Origin of the sequence: Enterococcus sp. AZ009, from assembly GCF_050548785.1 — a bacterium.
Lineage (GTDB): Bacteria > Bacillota > Bacilli > Lactobacillales > Enterococcaceae > Enterococcus_D > Enterococcus_D entomosocium.
The window spans coordinates 1,790,001-1,809,374 of record NZ_CP172960.1; the positions used below are offsets into that span (position 1 = coordinate 1,790,001).

Genomic DNA, 19,374 nt, shown 5'->3' on the forward strand with positions numbered 1-19,374 from the left:
TGTGAAGCCCACCTCAAGATGAGATTTCCCATTTCTTTAAGAAAGTAAGATCCCTGAGAGATGATCAGGTAGATAGGTCAGAAGTGGAAGGCCAGTGATGGTTGGAGCGGACTGATACTAATCGATCGAGGACTTAACCAAAAAGAAAAAAGCACGTAAACTCGTAGAGTTTTGATTTCTTCGATCCAGTTTTGAGTGAGCAACACTTACTCAATTGAATAGTGTGGTGGCGATAGCAAGAAGGATACACCTGTAACCATGCCGAACACAGAAGTTAAGCTTCTTAGCGCCGATTGTAGTGAAGGGTTTCCCTTTGTGAGAGTAGGACGTCGCCACGCAGTCAAACACATGTCTTCATTGACATGTGTTTTTTTGTTATTACAACGATGTATCATTTTACTAAAAACAATCACTTAAAATAACTTTTTATGGAAAAAAATGATACACTAGTAGTGAAGTATTTTTAGGAGGGATCATATGACTGACGATGCCAAAAAAGAACAAAATGTTGTTCAAGATCAAGACGTTGTTTCAGTTTCAACGAATGAAGAAGTATCCTTTGGCGATATTAAACAAGTGGCCTCAAAAAATATAGGTCAGATGCTGCAAGACCTGCAAGATTTTGAAGTCGCGATCGAAAAAGAGGATATTCCTGAAATTTATCGTATATATAATGGTCGATTACACAAACAGTTAAAAGAAACATCAAATCAAAATCATGAGATTGATGAATTGTTATCAAGGAAGTTCCACGATAACTTTACCCAAGCTTTCCCATTTATGATGCATTGTGCCAAAATATCTCCTACGGTGCATTACTATAAGTTAGGAACCTATTATCATGAGCGAGCGACGATTGGTATCGATGCGAGTATTCCCGAAATTTTTGTTATCCCTGAGATAGATGAAGAATGGGAAAAGTTCCAACGAGGCAATCGTGAGATGCTGACAGCAATCGAACAGCAGATGGACAAGCTGGAAGCCAAACGGATCACTGCGTTATCAGAAGTGAAGGAAATCCAAAATCAGATCGATAAACTTACGGAAGCCGAAAATGAATTGACGGAATCAAAGGGCTTTTTCAATCGGACAAAAATCGATGAAGAACTAGAGCGTTTGACTTCTGACCGGAAAGCTCTAGAAGCCAAACGTAGAGAATGGGAAAGATATTCAAATAATAATGAAGAAGTTTTTGCTGAAAAAGAACGCCTGCAGCAGCAATATCAAACATTGCGTTTAAAGAAAGCAATCGTAGAAAAAGAATTCCGACAAATTGATACTTTTTTTGGTTCTTTTGAAGAATTCAATACTAAATTATTGGCTTTCTTAGCTCAGTATACGGGAAAGGAGCTGATTGAAATTGACGAAAGAAACACAGAAAAATCCTCTTGAACCACAACTGATGGATCAGGAAGAGACTCTAGAAGTTCAACCAGAAGAAGTCAATGAGGTCGACGAAAATTCAGCAACCAATGCGTCTACCACAGTTGATGATCGCTCTTTAGTAGAAGACAATGTAGAGGATGATTCTTTCAAATTAGTGGAAGAGGAAGAGGAAGCGGAATATGAAGATGATTACTATGCTGTAAAAGCACAAGATCATCAGCGCATCGAGTCCCTTATTGAACAAGCCGAAAATGAGCTAGCTGATTTAAAATTGCGAAAATCAATCATGGAGGCTGATTTCTCCGGGTTGCTCAACCATTATCGTCATTTGATCTTAACAGAACAAGAAATCTCTGTCATTGCAAAAAAAACCTTGCTTGAGTACTATGCCTATGAATTCTTGAAACCATTAAAAGTGATTCATTTAACAGCTACCGACAATTACGATACCTGGAAGACAAAGCACTTTAATGTCCGCTTTCGTTTAACAGAAACAAAAGAACTAGAGTTTAGTTTTAAGTTAAACCCGGTCAATTCAAGTTACCAATCAAACTATTTGCCGTTGTTGACAATCAATTCAAATTCCCAGTCGGTGGTGGTCAACGATGAACAGATTTTACATCTGATCAGTCAATGGCATGCCGATAATATTTTCTCAGTCAATCAACTTTCACTGTTTAATTACGATGTAAATTTGATACTGGCTCATTTAAAAGAATTGGATTTTACTGTCTCGCCAAGTTTGATCGACAATACCCAAACCTTAGCTGTCGATATGGAAACAGATTTTCCTGTTGCAGCGGAAGTCCTTGACCAAATTTTCATCATCACGATGGAAAATCAGTCGTATGATTTTATCACAGAAAACAAAGGCGAGATCCTTGTTCTGCTTGATAAAAATCAGCGTTTGACGATTCATTTGTACACAGAATCAACGTTACTCACGATTGACTCGGATCAATGGAAGCGATCTTTATTGGATTTCTTCACAAGTTATCCGTTTTTGGTTCCGCTTGTCGTTCAAGGTGAAGAATAAATGTTCTAAATTGGTTAAAAGTGCTAGAATGGTTTTTATAACTATTCAGCACTTTTTTTGGAAGGAGCAGTATGATGATAAATAAAGCACTAGGTTTTTATGAAGGACGATCTTTAGATGATCCAGAAGTATTTATTGAAAAGGAATTTCCAATGCCAACTTGTCAGGCAAACGATCTATTGGTGGAAGTGCAAGCTGTTTCTGTGAATCCAATTGACACGAAACGCCGCCAAACAACCACTTTAAGTGAGAAATTCCATATCCAGGGATATGATGCAGTAGGTATAGTACATGAAATCGGCTCAGCAGTTAATGGCTTTGCCGTTGGTGATCGGGTGTTTTATGCTGGAACCACACAACGACCTGGTGCGAATCAAAGGTTCCAAACAGTTGATTCTCGGATCGCAGCAAAGGCGCCAGCCGGCTTTTCTGACGGTGATCTTGCAGCTATGCCATTAACGAGTATTACGGCATGGGAATTGCTTTTTGAAAAATTTGGGTATGTGCCTGAAGAGAACGCGAATGAAGGATCAATTTTATTGGTCAATGCCAGCGGTGGTGTTGGCTCGATTGCGGCGCAACTAGCAAAATGGGCAGGATTGACAGTCTATGGCACTGCGAGTCCTAAGAACGATCAGTGGCTTAAAGACAATCAAGTGGATCAGGTACTGAATCACCGCTTGCCATTAGCTGAACAAATCACTGAACCTTTTTCAGCCGTTGCACTTTTTTATGACGCATCTGCCTATTTGCCACAATTAACAAAAGCAATCTTGCCATTTGGCAAAGTCGGAATGATCGTGAATACGAAAGAAGCGCTAGATTTAAATCCATTTAAAAACCTCGGCATCGATTTTTATTGGGAGTATATGTTCACAAAAACAGATGCTCAGTTGATGATTGAAACACAAGGGGGCATTTTGCAACGGATCGCCTCGTTGCTCGCTGACAAAAAGATCCATACGACTGCGGTCCAAACGTTTGATGGAGGAATTACCATCGAGACCTTAAAGCACGCTACAAAAGCGGTTGAGCAAGGAACGAAAGGAAAGACAGTGATCACTGGAGGCGTCCGCTAAATGGAAGAAGAGGAAGCGATGCTGTTTTGGGATGAATTCGCGCAAGAATATGCGCAAATTCAAAGAGAATCCCAATTGAAAATCGCCGAAGAGGCAGCAGCTTTTTTGGTGGAGCAGAAAGTGTTTCCGATATCGACCTTCGTTGACTTTGCTGCGGGCACTGGTCGCTACATTTCAGCTTTTTATCCTTTTGTAGATGAGTATTACGCAATTGATTTTTCAAAAGAAATGTTAAAAATCATCGAAGAAACGATGGAAGATCCGATGAGCAAGCTCCATCTGGTTCAGCAGAGCCAAAAAGACTTTTTATCTGCAGACCAGCACTGGCCCTGTATTTTTATGGCAATGAATCCAGCAGTCAGAGACAAAGAAACCTTGCTTCAGTTTCAAAGAAAGGCCCATCAATTAATTATTCTAAGAATGATCGCAGAAGAAGAGAACGTGTTTCAGCCTTATGAAAAAAATCATTCAGCGAAGAACGATCTGAACCTAAATACTTGTTACAAGAAGTGGTTTACAGAAGAAGCGATCGATTGGCAGAGTCGGCAATTCGAGTATATTTTGAAGGAAGAGATCGATCAAGAATTATTTCATCTTTATTTTGAGGAGGAGTATTCATTGGAACAGCGGCAAGAAATGGTTCAACATGTCTTTGGTGAGGCATTGACTGTCGAAAGCCAAACGAAAATCACCTTTGAGCTTCTCTTAGCCTAGGAGAAATAACACAATGGACATCAAAAAACGAGATTCTGACATAAGATCAAGAAACAGGACAGCAGGTAAACTTCTGTTGACTGCTGACTGGAAACATCTTATGCTGGAATCTCGTTTTAAAGAGAGTTTGCTACAATAAAAGGTAGACGATGCTGCCTAATAACAGTAAAAAAATGACATTGACGATAAAAAACAGCTTTTGAAATGTTCCCGCTTCTTTGGGTCTGGCTTGTTTCAATAATTTGTACCCAATCAAATTCGCCAAAGAAGCAATCAATGTACCCAAACCACCCACATTGACGCCCAAAAGAACGGCTTTTTCTAAATCGGTGAAAGGAGCAATCAAAATTGCTGCTGGAACGTTAGATATTCCTTGGGAGAGTAAAATACTACCTAAAAAAGCGCGATGCGTTTCTTGAAAATACGGTCGAATGAGATCGGTGACCAGAGATTGGTCTTGAATATTCCCAACGATCAAGAAGAAGCAGAGGAAGGTAAGTAGTAACCGATAATCAACTTTTGCGAATAATCGTTTGTTGCTAAACCAAACCACGGCTGCGACGACAAGCACGGCGATTGAAATAGGGAGAACACTAAAAATACCAAGAATCATAAGGACAAATAATCCTGTATTGAGCAGCGCTGGCTTTTTTTCAAAGGGTTCTTCTTGCAGGGCGATTTCCAATGGAGTCTTTGGGATGAGCTGGATCGAAACAAGGAGTAATAGCAAAGAAAGTCCCACAAAGGTGCCGGTAGTCCACATGAATTGTGGCAGCGAAATCTGATAGTAAGAAAATAAAAATAGATTTTGCGGATTTCCAAATGGAAACAGGCTACTTCCTAAATTGGCTGCCACAATCAAATAGACAGCGCCTAATAAGACACTGGTGCGCTGTTGTTCTTTCCTCGCTAAGAGTAAGTAGATGGGCAATAATGTTAAGATAGCCACGTCGTTTGTTAAAAACATCGAACTGAAGAAGCTTAGCAAGACGATTGAACGGATCAAGTCACGCAGATTGCGACTTTTTTCCACTAATTTTTGTCCAAATGCTCGTAAAAGACCAGCTTCTTCTAACCCATTGATTACTAACATCAACCCAAACAGTGATAAAATCACTTTAAAGTCAATAAATGACCAACGGAAGGTGCCAAAAAAACACGCAATGAGTGCTAGTAACAGGGAAATCGAAAATAATCGATCCGTTCGAAAAAATGCTAACATTCGTTTTCCCATAGTTCACCACCTTTCTTCTCAAGAATTTTACCATTCCCGCGCTTTAGGAACAATAAATAACGCTTTTTCTATATAACTCAAAGGCATTCAGGCAATTTTTATAGTTGACAAACGACCCATTAATTGGGAAATTAGTATGTGAAAGGTGAAGGAGGTTCAAAAATGAATGTTATGCAGCTGCTTGAAAAAAATCAGCAGGTTCATTTTCAAATTTTAGCTGTTTTTTTTCAGAACGGCTCAGAAATCTCTTACAAGAAACTTGCAAAAACATTATCCATTTCCGCACCCACTTTGCAAAAAGAACTTCAAAATCTTCATCAAAATTTAGTCGCTTTCCATGAGGATGCGGCATTGACTTATTTAGAAAATGATCAAGTACAGTTAACACTTCCGCTTGATTTCTCACTAAAAAAATTCTTTTATGCGTATCTTTCAGAAGCAATCGATTTTCAGATATTGTCGTATTTGTTTTTTCATCGAGATGAGTCAACGACGAAAATGATGTTAGAACTGATGTTGAGTGAAGCTTCATTGTTTCGTCGATTCAAAGCCATCAATCAGTTATTGAAAGAATTCGACATCCAATTAAAAAATAAAAAATTGCTTGGGGATGAAAAACAGATTCGCTTTTTCTATTATCAGTTTTTTTCACAAAGTTATCCCAATGAAGAATTGATCGCTCGCTTGAATGCACCAGCCATCAACAATTTGATTCGAGTAATCGAAAAACAGCTACAGACAACGTTTAGTCAATCCGAACGCTGGAAAGTCGGGCTGTGGTTAGGTATTATGGAAGCCCGTTTTGATTATCGTGGCTCGCAGCAGCATGAAGCATCGTATCCATTGTTGAAGTCATTGGAAAATGAAGCGATGTTCCAGCTTTTGCGGAATATATTAGGACGCTATCTCAGTCGTTTTGCCGTATCCTGGAGCGATTATGAAACGGTTTATTTCTATTTATTTTTATTAGCTGAAGGCTTGATTCGCCCTTCACTGGATGACTCCTTGCAAAAATCACTTTTCTTCCAAGAGATCGATGCGTTAAATGGGGAGCTGCTGCAGGCAATTGGTGATAGTGAGAGAAAGACTACAGAAACTTCTACGGAATTATGCGTCTTCTTGACGAGTGTGACGATCCAAGCGTTGTATATTCATGGCGGCATTATTGCCTTTGCTGAATTTCAGCCGCAAAGTGTTGCGAATGAGAGCTTGATTGAAGTGGCACAGCAAGCAATCGAACAGTTGGAGAAAAACGTAAACCAGTCCTTTTCTCTTGAGAAAAAGCAGCATTTGACCAATGAATTGCTTTTGATCCGTCAATGGATTCAAGTAAAACAGGAAAAAGCATTTACGGTCGGCATTTTGTTGACTCAATCACGATTACGCAGTGGCTTTTTGCGGCGTTTTTTGATCAAAGAATTGGCTGGCTATCCGAATATTCATTTTGAGGGGACGAAGGAGAAGGATTATGATTTATTGATCGTTGATCATTCTGAGATCTCGGAAGGCTATCGTTATAAAAAACGATTGATTTTAACAGGTGGGGCAACCCCATTTGAAGAAGAGCGGCTTCATCAAATCGTGGATGAAATACGCAATGAGAACCTTGAAAGCGAGTTGGAAAAGATATGAGAATAGTGATTATTGGAGGCTCTCATGCAGGAATTGCTGCTGCCCGTCATTTAAAAAAAGTTGACCCAAAAGTCGATGTGATAATTATTGAAAAATCAAGCGTTCTGGGTTATGTTGCTAGCAGTTTGAATTTAGTGCTGGAAGGCTACATTCAACGATTGGAAGATTCCCGAACGGCAACTGCGAGTGAGCTTCTTTCTGAAGGAATCAATGTGATGTTAAACAGTGAAGTCACAAAAATCTTTCCGCAAGAACAAACGGTTCATTTTGTCACATCAACGGAATCTTATCAGCAAGAAGACGAAGTGAGTTATGATGGCTTGATTTTGGCGATGGGATCGAGTACTTTCCGTTCGGAGTTTGCCTCAGATGTCGAAGCACATATAACGACCTACAAAACCATTGGTCAATCAAAGCAAGCGTTAGAAAAAATCGAAAGTGCGCAAACCGTGGCGATCGTTGGGGCGGGTCTGATTGGGTTTGAATTGGCGGAATCTTTAAGTGGCCAGCAAAAAGCCGTTCATTTGATTGATCGAATGGATACCCTTTTGTTCCGTTATTTTGATCAAGAAATTGCTGAAATTTTGATGGCGCGCTTTCCAGAGAACTTACAAATCTATCTTAACAGCAATGTCGCCCATACGATCAAAGACGAGAAGGGTGAATATCAGGGAATCGAGCTTTCAAACGGAACCAAGATTCGAGCTGACGTGGTCGTTTATGCCGTAAATCCGCGACCGAATGTCGCATTGGTTGAAGACTTTTTAAAACTAAATCTCGATGGCACGGTATTTACAAATGAATATTTACAAACGTCTGACCCAGCGATTTATGCAATTGGTGACCTGGTTTCGATTCCTTTCAATCATTCGGATAGCTCTTTGTATATCCCTTTAGTGACTAATGCTTATCGGACGGGGATCGTTGCTGCCACCAATTTATTGGCAAATGAACGGGGAACGACGAAAATTCCTTTTCCAAATATGCAACGGACCGTCGTTAGTAAACTGTTTGGCTATTTCGTCAGCAGTTCAGGTATTAATGAGACCGAGGCACCGTATTACGGCTTTGAAGTAGATTCAGTGACGCAGACATTTCATTCTCGGACATTTTTCGCGACAGATGAGGATTTTGAAGTAACGTTAAAACTGATTTTTGATCAGCAAACGAAAGTGATTATGGGGGGACAAATCATTACGAGTGATCGTGGAAGTTTGGAGATCATCAATACGATCTCAACCTTGATCAATAGCAAGACGACCTTGCACCAACTAGCGACAATGGATTACTTTTTCAATCCAACCATTTCTTTCCCTTTGCACTTTTTGAATCAATTAGCCCTTGATGGCTTGTTAAAGTAAAATAATAACTCTTGATAAACCTGCGATGATCGTAGGTTTATTTTTTTTAATTACAGATAATCGGGAAAGACTATCGATTACAATCAGTGACTGGTATCGCGTATTGAAAACAGGTAGGCTTTTGTCGGAGATTGAATTCAACTGGTATCATGATTTTTTGGAAGAAGAAACTCAAAATGAAAACTATAAAACTCGTTCCACGACTAAACTGTTTTTACTCACAAATTCTTATCGATAGACGAATGGTGTTTAGGTGGAGGAGACGGCGCGTCATTTGCTTTTATCTGAAAAGTTACATCACCATTGCATCAGTAAGTGCTGGCTTTACAAGGGTTTCAATAGATGAAAATAATTGCAAATCTAAGTGATCTGTTATTGAATGATCCTCATAAAATGAATATAGTATGAGCGAGCATTTTATAATTAAAGCAATAAAATAGACAATATTGAGGTAAAAATAAGTTTTCTCGCAAGGATATAAGAGAAAAACATCACATAATCCTTTTCTTTACACACTCATTTTTTCGAAATTGCGATAGGAAAGGGATTTTTTTAAAAAAATTCTTGTGATTTTAAGTGAAATACGTTACCCTATTAAAGAGAGTGAGAATCATTCTCAATAAGGAGGGCGGGGCATGTTTAAAAAAATCGGATTACTGCTGATCTTTGTTCTTCTAGTGGGTTGCTCCTTGTTGGCAGGCACCCATGAATTGTCTTTATCAGGTTTACAGCAGGGTGATCCGAATCATTGGCTTGTTTTGGTAAAAGTTAGGCTTCCACGGACGATCAGTTTGATCATTGCAGGTGGGATCATTAGTATCTGTGGAAAAATTATGCAACACATGATGCAAAATAAATTTGTGGCCTCGGAGTCGATTGGACTGACGGATAGCGCCCGTTTAGGAATTTTGCTCGTTATGCTCTTTCTACCAAATGCCTCAAATTTGATTCGCACTACAGCAGCATTTGTGTTTGCCTACGCAGGTGTGTTGTTCTTTTTATTTTTAAGCCAATTTCTACCAAAGAAAGATCCAATGATGCTGCCTTTAACAGGGGTGATGTTCGGTAATATCATCGGGGCTATCAGTAGCTTCTTAGCCTATCGCTTCCAATTGGTTCAAAACGTTTCTTCTTGGCTGCAAGGAAATTTTGCCACCATTATGGTTGGACAGTATGAACTTTTGTATTTGACGATTCCCGTTTTCGGTCTATTGTATTTCTTGGCTTATGAGATCACGATCGCCGGTTTAGGAGAAAGTGCGGCTAAGAGTCTGGGAATCAATTACTTGTTCTTGCGTTTTGCTGTATTTGCGCTGGTGGCGTTTGCTAGCAGTATCGTTTTATTGACTGTGGGGCAAATTCCTTTTTTAGGGATCGTTATCCCAAATATGATCGGCATGGTTTTTGGGGATCATTTGAAAAACAATCTGCTTTTGATCAGCTTTGCCGGAAGCGCGTTCTTGCTATTGTGTGATGTATTGGCGAGAATCGTCATCGCACCTTATGAAATGCCGGTCAGTGTTGTTGCCGGCGTACTGGGTGGCTGCTGTTTCTTGATTTTGCTTCTGGGGAGGAAATTTCGATGAAGAAAAAACTCTTTCTTTTGTTGTTTCTGATCCTTTGTGCATGTGGTGCCTATCTGACCTATAACACCTATGGAAACTGGTCATTTGCTTTTGCATTAAGGGGACGCCGAATCTTGGCTTTTGCCTTAGTTGCAATCGCCATCTCCTTTAGTACCATCACCTTACAGACACTGACAAGCAATCGCTATCTGACCCCTGGAATTTTAGGCTTGGACCAACTGTATGTTCTTGTTCAAACCCTTTGTTTCTTTTTTATCGGAGGAATTCAGATGCTGAGCCAAGAAACAGCAACGATGTTTTTGTTTTCTGTCGGCTTAACTGCCGTTCTAGGTAGCTTCTTAATTGGCTTTTTCTATCAAAAAGCAGTCGCTGGGTTGTTTTTGTTATTGATGGCAGGGATGGTCTGTGGCACGATGTTCGGTAGTCTCAGCACCTTTCTGCAAGTGTTGATGGATCCAAATGAATATGATTTACTACAAGGTCGTTTGTTTGCCAGCTTTGGCAATATCAATACCCAGCATCTATTGATTGCTGCCGCGATCATTTTGCTAGGGAGTTTTTGTCTGGTTCTGCTGATTCCAGAATTGAATTTGCTCCATTTAGGAAGTGGGCAAGCCAAAAGTTTAGGTGTATCTGTTCAATGGCTTCATAAAGGTGTTTTATTTTTGATTGCTTTACTGACAGGCACCGCCACTGCTTTAGTTGGTCCAGCAGTTTTTCTAGGCTTTGTGGTGGCAACGATCACCTATCAGCTTTTCCCAACTTATCGTCACGGCTGGTTGTTTTTCGGTGGGAGTTTGATTGGTTTTCTCCTGTTGGTAGGAGGTCAATTCCTAGTGGAACAGGTCTTTCAATGGCAAACGACCATCGGCACCGTGATCCAATTATTAGGCGGTATCTTCTTTATAAGCAAATTGCTGCTGGAAAGGAAAAAATCATGATCGAAACCAAAAATGTATCCAAGAATTATGCAAAAACACAAGTTTTGACGGAATGTTCCATAGCGTTGCCGGAACAGAAAATGATTGCCTTCATCGGGCCCAATGGTGCCGGAAAAAGTACCTTGCTTTCTTTAGTCAGTCGGATGTTGGATCAACGCACCGGTGATATTTATCTGGATGGAACGGAGATTCGTCAATGGAAGTCCAAAGAGCTAGCAAAAAAAATGGCTTTTTTGCAGCAAAGCAATCGCTATGCCGTCAATCTGACTGTAAGAGAACTGGTGGCATTTGGTCGCTATCCGTATAACCGGGGGCGACAATCGGCAGCAGATGATGGGATCATTGATGACGCTTTGTCTAAGTTATCTCTAACCGAATATAGTGATCAATCGATTCATGAACTTTCTGGTGGTCAGTTACAACGAGTTTACTTGGCGATGATTTTAGCCCAAGATACAGATTATCTACTCTTGGACGAACCGTTAAACAATTTAGATTTAAAACACGCCAACCAGCTGATGAAGCTATTGACAACCTTGGTGGAAGACTATCAGAAAACTGTTGTGATCGTTTTGCACGACATTAATTTTGCAGCACGGTATGCCGATCACATCGTCGCGATGAAAGATGGTCAGATTTTTAAAGCGGCTGACACAGAGGCAGTGATTCAAGAACAACTATTAGAATCATTGTATGAGATTCCAATCAAACTGGTACAAGTGGATGGGCGGCAATTTTGCTACACCTTCCAATAAAAAATATGTTTCAAAGGAGGAAAAAATGAAAAAAATAGCAGTAAGTTTTATGAGTATTTTCGTATTAGCGGGGTTGACCGCTTGCGGCTCGAATAATACAGGGACAACAGATTCAACGGGTACAGCTCAAACCCAAGTAGAAGAAAGTACACAAACGCCGACAGAAGTCGAGATTACGGACAGCAATGGGACTGTCACTGTTCCTTATGCGCCGGAAAAAGTTGTTGTCTTTGACAACAGTGCATTAGATACGATGGATGCACTTGGCCTTGGGGATCGAATCGTTGCTGCCGCAACCAGCAATTTGCCAGATTATTTATCAGCGTATGCGGATGTTGAATCAGCAGGGGGAATCAAAGAGCCTGATTTAGAAAAAATCAATCAACTGCAGCCAGACCTAATCATTATTTCTGGTCGACAACGTGATTTCCAAGAGGAATTGTCTGCAATCGCGCCAACCGTTTTCTTAAGCGTTGACAATAGTGATACTTGGGCATCGATCGAAGCCAACATTACGACCATTGGTCAAATTTTTGGTAAGGAAGAGGAAGCGCAAGAACAACTAGCATCGTTACAAGGTCAGATTGATACCTTGAAGGAGCAAGCGCAAAATGCTGACGAGAAAGCCTTGGTTGTTATGGTAAATGAAGGCAATCTTTCTGCTTTTGGTCCAGGTTCTCGTTACAGTATCTTGTATGACACGTTTGGTTTCCCAGCAGTAGATGAGGAATTAGAGGCGTCGACACATGGACAAAGTATTTCTTATGTGTACTTGCTTGAAAAAAATCCTGATGTCATTTTCGTGATCGATCGGACAAAAGCGATCGGTGGCAATGAAAGCGAAAGTGAATTTGTTGCAAATGAAATTGTTCAAGAAACAAATGCAGGGCAAAACGATCAAGTGATTGAATTGGATGCTGCGGTTTGGTATTTAGCTGGTTCCGGATTGGAGTCGATCCAATTGATGATGGATGATGTCAAGCCAGCCGTTGAATAAATAGGTGAAAAAAATTAAGTAATAAGGGACACGCTTATCAGTTTACTGAGAAAGCGTGTCTTTTTATTCGAACTGTTTCTAGGACCTGCGACTGATTTTTGACAAGTTATCCAGCTTTACTTTACCTGTCGTAGTAATTGATTTATAATTAGTACGACAGATGAAGTAATTTAGGAGGCGATTGCGTGATCTCGAGTGACGGAATTCGCGGCTATAACGACGCAATCATTTTATCCATTCTTTCGAAAGAAGACTCTTATGGATATGAAATATCCAAGCGTATTCGTGAAGGAACAGATGCTTTATATGTGATCAAAGAAACGACGTTGTATTCCGCTTTTACTCGGTTAGAAAAACAAGGATTGATCCGTTCGTATCCCGGAGAAGTGACACATGGCAAAAAGCGGACCTATTACCAGATAACTGCAGACGGAAAAGCAAGCCTTTCGGAGAAACTATTGGAGTGGCAGCAGACGAAGATCGTCGTTGACCAGTTCTTACAAGGAGGAGACAAATGAAAACCATTCATGACTATCTAGACAGCTTATTTTTATCAGTACCCATCACACCGGAAACGAAGAAGGCAAAAGAAGATCTTTTAGCGATTATGGAAGACCATTACTTGGAACTGATTCACCAAGGGAAAAGTGAGCATGAAGCCATCGGTGCGGTGATCAGCGAGTTTGGTTCGGTGGATGAACTGCTGCAAGAGTTAGATGTTTCAAAAGAAGAAGAGCCGATTGATGATTGGTCCGATGCCATCACAGAAGACGATGCGTTTGATTATTGGGGAACTGTGCGGCACTTTGCTTTTTCGTTGTCGATAGGAATCGGCTTTTGTATCGCCTCCCTAGCAGCCCTAATGCTCTTTGTTAGTGTTTATGCTGAGACCTTTGGAATAATGGTGATGTTTCTTTTCATCGCCATCGGGGTTGGTTTTATCATCTCTAGCAGTTTGCACTTTTCCGGTGCTCGTAAGCAGTTAGATGATCGACCAATCAAAAGGGATGCCAAACGAGAAGCCGCTCAGCAACTAGCAAATTATGAAAAAAGTTTTCGTATTGGTCTTGTTTTAGGAATTGGTGCCTGTATTTTATCAATTGCGCCTGTACTTTTAAGTGAATTGTTTTATTATTCTGTTGAGTTTGGTATTTCCTTGTTTTTCTTGACAGTTGCAGTGGGTGTGTTCTTTATTATTTATGTAAGTATTATTCGTACAGGCTTTGCGAAGCTGGCAACTGAGACGTATTTTATTCGTGACGAAGAGAATCTTGGTGATCGAGCAACACGTCATAAATATGGCGAATCCGCTGGTAGAGTTACCTTTTTTCGAACAGTCTACTGGCCAGTGATTTTGGTCGTTTATATGCTTTGGTCCTTCATGTTTCATGCCTGGGCATACTCTTGGGTCATTTTTGTGATTGGTGGTGTCTTAGAGGACTACTTTATCGGTCAGACAAAAGCCAAAAAATAAGAGATGTTTCAACCGAGAGTGGTTTCTTTACTTTTAAAAAAAGGAAGACTATAATACGGCTTGTAACTGAACCAAGCAAAAAGAACAGCGAGAAATAAGATCCTCTCAATGCTTTTTCAAAAGTTCAGAATACAAGAAAAGAGGCAATGGATATGTTAGAAATTCATTATCTGAAAAATGGTAGCAAAGAAATAACAACAATTGAATCCCCAGAGCGCTTTCTCGCAAGTCAATACTTGGAAGTTCCACCTTTTCAAGATCATTACCCAGTCGAAGAAGTTTTTCTAGACGGCAAGCGGATTACATTGAAGGAGCGAACGATCGGTGGATTGTTCAACTATTTCAATACTAAATAAAAAAATTGTCTTTTTTTATGACTCACTTTCCATTGTGAGGAATCATAGGAAGAGGCAATCTTTTTTTGTTTAATTGAGAATAAGAGATGTAATTGAGAATCTAACAGGTAGGAACTTTGCTTAGAAATGATTAGCCAAACTTATTACTATACTCCATTTGCTTTCGATAAAAAATAAATATGCTCATTTCTGAGGATGATAACATTTTTTTTGACTATTTCTGAATAAACTATTGCATTTTGTAGTTAGATATACTAATAATTAATAGAGATTATTCTCAAATAATTATTCTAATTGGAGGAAATGATATGTCATTAATTGGAAAAGAGATTGGTTCATTCGAAGCGAAAGCTTACCACAATGGAAAATTTATAGATGTTTCATCAGAAGATTTTAAAGGAAAATGGAACGTTGTTTGTTTTTATCCTGCAGATTTCTCATTTGTTTGTCCGACAGAACTTGAGGATTTGCAAGACCAATATGCATCATTAAAAGAATTAGGCGCAGAAGTTTATTCTGTATCAACTGACACCCACTACACACATAAAGCGTGGCATGACCACTCTGATGCTATCAATAAAATCGAATATATCATGATTGCTGATCCTTCTCATGTGATCTCAGAAATCTTTGATGTATTAGACGAAGCATCAGGTTTGTCTCAACGTGGTACATTTATCATCGATCCGGATGGTGTGGTACAAACGGTTGAAATCAATGCGGATGGTATCGGTCGTGATGCTAGTGGTTTGATCGATAAAATCCGTGCCGCACAATATGTCCGTACCCATCCAGGTGAAGTATGTCCTGCAAAATGGAAAGAAGGCGAAGAAACTTTAACGCCAAGCTTAGACCTTGTAGGCAAGATTTAGGAGGCTCTCATGGCATTAGATAAGGCAATCAAAGACCAACTGACGCAATATCTAGCGATGCTAGAATCAGAGGTTGTTTTTGCGGCGACTTTAGGTGAGGATGATTCTTCAACGAAAGTACGTGAATTCTTAGAAGAAATCGCAGAAATGTCGTCAAAAATCACGATTCAAGCTGTAGCAAGTGAACGGACACCAAGCTTTTCGATCAATCGTCCCGGTGAAGAAAGCGGCATCGCTTTTGCTGGTTTACCGTTAGGACATGAGTTCACTTCATTTATTTTAGCGTTGCTTCAAGTAAGCGGTCGTCCGCCGAAAATTGATGAAGCACTTCAAAAGCGCATCAAAGCGATCGATAAGCCATTACATTTTGAAACCTATGTCAGTTTGACCTGCCATAACTGTCCTGATGTTGTTCAAGCGTTAAACATTATGGCAGTGCTAAATCCTTCCATCAGTCACACCATGATCGAAGGTGGGATGTTCAAAGAAGAAATTGACAAGAAAAAAATTATGGCTGTGCCAACAGTCTTTCTAGATGGGGAAGAATTTGCAAGCGGCCGACAAACGATCGAACAGTTGTTGGAAAAAGCAGCTGGTCCGACGAGTAAAGATGACTTTGCTGAAAAAGAGCTTTTCGATGTATTAGTTGTCGGTGGCGGACCTGCAGGCGGAAGCGCAGCGATTTATGCAGCGCGTAAAGGCATCAATACTGGGATGGTTGTCGAAACAATGGGTGGACAAGTAATGGAAACCCTGGGGATCGAAAATATGATCGGTACCCCTTATACCGAAGGTCCAAAATTAATGCGTCAGGTAGAAGAGCACATCAACGAATACAATGTAGACGTGATGAAAGGTCAGCGTGCGAAAGATATTCGCCGCAATGACGTCATCGAAGTTGAATTAGAAAATGGTGCAGTATTAAAAACCAAAACGGCCATTTTAGCAACTGGCGCTCGCTGGCGCAACATCAATGTTCCGGGAGAAAAAGAATTCAAAAATAAAGGTGTTGCCTATTGTCCGCATTGTGACGGTCCGTTATTTGCTGGGAAAGAAGTTGCCGTCATTGGTGGCGGAAACTCTGGGATCGAAGCAGCAATCGATTTAGCTGGCATGGCGAAACATGTCTATGTTCTTGAATTTTTACCAGAACTAAAAGCGGACCTTGTGCTACAAAACCGTTTGAACACGTTAGATAATGTGACTGTTATTACGAATGCGGCAACGAAGGAAATTGTTGGATCCGATCATGTCGAACAATTGACCTACGTTGATCGTGAAACGAATGGTGAATTCACTTTAGCTGTGGAGGGGGTCTTCATTTTGATTGGCTTGATGCCGAATACTGAATGGTTAAAAGATCGTGTCGTCTTAAATGAACGCAATGAGATCGTGGTGGACAAACATGGCGCAACCAACATTGAAGGGGTCTTTGCAGCGGGAGATTGTACCGATAGTGTATACAAACAGATCATCACTTCAATGGGTTCAGGTGCCACTGCTGCATTAGGTGCGTTTGATTACCTGATTCGCTCGTAAGTAGGTAAGTAGCTTATTATTTGATCTAGATCAGAAACGTCTCAGGAGCTTCTAGCAGCTTCTGAGACGTTTTTTCTTTGAGGGGAAGGAGATTTGAAGGAAGTTGACAGAAGGACAGTTTCTATATTACAATGAAAAAAACTCGTTCAAAAAAGAAAGAGGTATATTAATGAGTGTCGTAGGTATCTAATCAGCTAATTAAAACAAATAAGCAAAAACAGACTGTTTATTTGTTGTGCCTGTAGATACCGATAAAAATCGTTATTGATGAATCAGGTGATGGGAGACTATCGCTTTTTTTGTACACTTTTTTGGACGGGGATGTTACCGGGATCCTCAGGCACAAGAAAGGATCACTCATGAAGATACCTCAAGCAACTGAATTTGAACAAATTAAAGAACAAGTAAGTAAAAAAATAATCAGCGATTATGGTAAAGCACGTTTTGCCAATGAAAAACCAGCAGCTACGATCCATTCCGCCCAAAAACGAGTGTCTGAGACAACTGAAGCGATGGCGCTATTAGACGCCGGACGTCAAGTCCCTTTCATGGGGCTTCAGCATGTCTTACATCATACGGAGAAGATTGAAAAAGGCTTTGTATTGGAGCCGCAGGAATTGATTGAATACGGAGACTTTTTACGGTCTTTTCGAATCATCCGTCAATTGTTTGAGAAAAATCAATCAATTGCCCCAAGATTGCATCACTATGCTCAGGGGTTGGCCGACTTTTCTGAAATCGCCGAAATGATTTTCCGAAAAATTCGCAATGGTCAGGTAGATAGTAACGCCAGCCGAGAATTACGGAAAATTCGTGGCACAATCGAGAAATATGAGGCCGATTTAAAAAAAGTTTTTGCAAAGTTTTTTAAAGAAAGTCGCTATCTGCAAGAAAACCGTGTGATCAAAAAGAACGACCGTTATACGCTGCCGGTACGTGCTGAATTTCAACAGCAAATTAAAGGGACGATCATCGAACGTTCTAATAAACGCGCGACTGTTTTTATTGAACCAGAGGCAGCTGCCCGTCTGAATGATCGATTGATTTTGGCACAGGCGGAAGAAACGGCCGCCCAATACCAAGTTTTATCAGAATTGACCGGGGCAATCGCCGAACAAATGAATGCAGTATTTGCCTGTCTTGATATTTTAGTGGTACTAGATATTATTTTTGCTCGTGGAAAGTATTGTCGGGAAATCAATGGTCAACCGATAGCAATTACTGAAGAAGAAGTTTTGCTTCTTGATCAAGTCCGGCATCCTTTACTGGGCACTGATGCTGTTCCTCTATCTTTAAAACTAGGAGAAGAGAACCGATGTATGGTCATCACAGGTCCGAATGCTGGTGGTAAGACGGTTGTCTTAAAAACCGTCGGACTCGTTTGTGCGATGGCACATTACGGCTTGTTTCCAGCGCATAATGGCAACAGCAGCGTGCCGTTTTTAAAAAGTCTTTGGATGGATATCGGGGATCAGCAAAGTCTAGAAAATTCTTTAAGTACCTTTTCTGGACACATGTCGAATATTGCACAGATCATGACGAATGCCAGCCGGAACAGTATCGTTTTGTTAGATGAAATTGGCAGCGGGACTGAACCAAATGAAGGGGCAGCTTTAGCGATCGCCATTATGGAATCGATCTATCGATCGGGGGCGTTAATGATCGCCACGACTCATTATGGTGAAATCAAGCAGTTTGCTCTTGATCACCAAGATTTTGAAACAGCGGCGATGGCTTTTGATGCCAAGACCCTGACGCCGAAATACCGCTTGTTGACCAATGCGGTCGGTGAAAGTAATGCGTTTTGGATCGCCGAAAAAATGGCGATTCCTGCTGAGGTCGTGCAAACGGCAAAGGACTATTTAAAGAATAAATCTTATTCTTTTGAGAAGCAGCCTTTTGAGACGTCCAGAAAACGAACCGATCCTCAGGAAACAAAGTCTGAGCACATTTTTCAAAAGGGAGACCAGGTCTTTTCAGCAGAGCATGAAAAACGGGGAGTCTTTTATGAATACTTGGAACAGGGACAAGCGAAGATTTATATTGAGAAACAATGTTTCGTTGTTGCTGCTCGGCGATTGCAACTGCTCACCAAACGAGAAGCACTCTATCCAGCCGGCTATGATCTAGATCAATTATTTTCCGATTTTGCCCAACGTAAATTTACCCGAGATATTGAACGTGGGTCTAAAAAAGCGCAAAAGCAGTTACGAAAAGCAGCGCAAGAGCGTCAGGCCAAACGATCATTGGATTGATCGGCACAGATATATTTAGAGCGGGAGTATAAAATCAAGAAAGCAGCTCTTTTTCGAGTTTTAGAAAAAGAGCTGTCTTTTTTTGAAAATGACCGTTTTTTAATAACGTGTATGATCGAAGGGAATCCAGTGATGGTCGAATGATTTCCATTGATTT

At 40.4% G+C, this 19,374-nt stretch carries 17 protein-coding genes and 2 rRNA genes (1 of these 19 cut by a window edge); 18 read left to right on the plus strand and 1 reads right to left on the minus strand.

The window, feature by feature from the left end; all coding sequences use genetic code 11:
- The 6 genes from IGJ74_RS08490 to IGJ74_RS08515 form a co-directional block, all read left to right on the plus strand.
- Window positions 1-141, plus strand: a 23S ribosomal RNA gene (locus IGJ74_RS08490) (it extends 2,774 nt beyond the left edge of the window).
- Between the two features lie 81 nt (window positions 142-222).
- Window positions 223-338 (plus strand): 5S ribosomal RNA (gene rrf / locus IGJ74_RS08495).
- 139 nt (window positions 339-477) lie between these two features.
- Window positions 478-1,392: a hypothetical protein gene (locus IGJ74_RS08500; protein ID WP_008381990.1), complete on the plus strand. Its 915-nt coding sequence runs from the start codon at window positions 478-480 to the stop codon at window positions 1,390-1,392.
- Window positions 1,361-2,422, plus strand: coding sequence for a hypothetical protein (locus IGJ74_RS08505; RefSeq protein ID WP_008381988.1), 1,062 nt, complete (start codon window positions 1,361-1,363; stop codon window positions 2,420-2,422). Before IGJ74_RS08500 ends, IGJ74_RS08505 begins: the two co-directional genes overlap by 32 nt.
- Before the next feature lie 71 nt (window positions 2,423-2,493).
- Window positions 2,494-3,501 (plus strand): zinc-binding alcohol dehydrogenase family protein, encoded by a 1,008-nt coding sequence (locus IGJ74_RS08510; protein ID WP_194199929.1) that lies wholly within the window; start codon window positions 2,494-2,496, stop codon window positions 3,499-3,501.
- Window positions 3,502-4,215: a class I SAM-dependent methyltransferase gene (locus IGJ74_RS08515; protein ID WP_086299484.1), complete on the plus strand. Its 714-nt coding sequence runs from the start codon at window positions 3,502-3,504 to the stop codon at window positions 4,213-4,215.
- Between the two features lie 130 nt (window positions 4,216-4,345).
- On the opposite strand, the gene IGJ74_RS08520 is transcribed toward IGJ74_RS08515, so the two are convergent.
- On the minus strand, window positions 4,346-5,449 hold the full coding sequence (locus IGJ74_RS08520; RefSeq protein WP_061054070.1) for an SLC13 family permease: 1,104 nt from the start codon (window positions 5,447-5,449) through the stop codon (window positions 4,346-4,348).
- A 162-nt stretch (window positions 5,450-5,611) separates the two neighbouring features.
- On the opposite strand from IGJ74_RS08520, the gene IGJ74_RS08525 reads away from it, so the two are divergent.
- The 12 genes from IGJ74_RS08525 to IGJ74_RS08580 all read left to right on the plus strand — a co-directional run bounded on the left by IGJ74_RS08525 (window position 5,612) and on the right by IGJ74_RS08580 (window position 19,217).
- Window positions 5,612-7,081, plus strand: a complete 1,470-nt coding sequence (locus tag IGJ74_RS08525) for a helix-turn-helix domain-containing protein (RefSeq protein ID WP_008381983.1) — start codon at window positions 5,612-5,614, stop codon at window positions 7,079-7,081.
- Window positions 7,078-8,442 (plus strand): FAD-dependent oxidoreductase, encoded by a 1,365-nt coding sequence (locus IGJ74_RS08530; RefSeq protein WP_061054071.1) that lies wholly within the window; start codon window positions 7,078-7,080, stop codon window positions 8,440-8,442. Before IGJ74_RS08525 ends, IGJ74_RS08530 begins: the two co-directional genes overlap by 4 nt.
- Window positions 8,443-9,077: 635 nt before the next feature.
- On the plus strand, window positions 9,078-10,028 hold the full coding sequence (locus tag IGJ74_RS08535; protein ID WP_008381981.1) for an ABC transporter permease: 951 nt from the start codon (window positions 9,078-9,080) through the stop codon (window positions 10,026-10,028).
- A complete protein-coding gene (locus tag IGJ74_RS08540; RefSeq protein ID WP_194188808.1) occupies window positions 10,025-10,969 on the plus strand; it encodes an iron chelate uptake ABC transporter family permease subunit in 945 nt (314 codons plus the stop codon). The genes IGJ74_RS08535 and IGJ74_RS08540 overlap by 4 nt, the downstream gene beginning before the upstream one ends.
- Window positions 10,966-11,724, plus strand: a complete 759-nt coding sequence (locus IGJ74_RS08545; RefSeq protein ID WP_008381979.1) for an ABC transporter ATP-binding protein — start codon at window positions 10,966-10,968, stop codon at window positions 11,722-11,724. The genes IGJ74_RS08540 and IGJ74_RS08545 overlap by 4 nt, the downstream gene beginning before the upstream one ends.
- Window positions 11,725-11,749: 25 nt before the next feature.
- Window positions 11,750-12,721, plus strand: a complete 972-nt coding sequence (locus tag IGJ74_RS08550) for a siderophore ABC transporter substrate-binding protein (RefSeq protein WP_430608753.1) — start codon at window positions 11,750-11,752, stop codon at window positions 12,719-12,721.
- A gap of 185 nt (window positions 12,722-12,906) precedes the next feature.
- Window positions 12,907-13,239 (plus strand): PadR family transcriptional regulator, encoded by a 333-nt coding sequence (locus tag IGJ74_RS08555; RefSeq protein ID WP_016612097.1) that lies wholly within the window; start codon window positions 12,907-12,909, stop codon window positions 13,237-13,239.
- Window positions 13,236-14,195 carry a permease prefix domain 1-containing protein gene (locus IGJ74_RS08560; RefSeq protein ID WP_008381974.1) on the plus strand — a complete coding sequence of 320 codons (960 nt, stop codon included), beginning with the start codon at window positions 13,236-13,238 and terminating at the stop codon, window positions 14,193-14,195. The genes IGJ74_RS08555 and IGJ74_RS08560 overlap by 4 nt, the downstream gene beginning before the upstream one ends.
- Before the next feature lie 152 nt (window positions 14,196-14,347).
- Window positions 14,348-14,551 (plus strand): hypothetical protein, encoded by a 204-nt coding sequence (locus IGJ74_RS08565; RefSeq protein WP_008381972.1) that lies wholly within the window; start codon window positions 14,348-14,350, stop codon window positions 14,549-14,551.
- Between the two features lie 308 nt (window positions 14,552-14,859).
- The gene (gene ahpC / locus IGJ74_RS08570) at window positions 14,860-15,423 is read left to right on the plus strand and encodes an alkyl hydroperoxide reductase subunit C (protein WP_005226227.1); all 564 of its coding nucleotides are present in this window, start codon (window positions 14,860-14,862) and stop codon (window positions 15,421-15,423) included.
- Window positions 15,424-15,432: 9 nt separating this feature from the next.
- Window positions 15,433-16,962, plus strand: coding sequence for an alkyl hydroperoxide reductase subunit F (gene ahpF, locus IGJ74_RS08575; RefSeq protein WP_008381970.1), 1,530 nt, complete (start codon window positions 15,433-15,435; stop codon window positions 16,960-16,962).
- Window positions 16,963-17,321: 359 nt separating this feature from the next.
- Window positions 17,322-19,217: an endonuclease MutS2 gene (locus IGJ74_RS08580; RefSeq protein ID WP_087664174.1), complete on the plus strand. Its 1,896-nt coding sequence runs from the start codon at window positions 17,322-17,324 to the stop codon at window positions 19,215-19,217.
- Window positions 19,218-19,374: the final 157 nt, after the last annotated feature.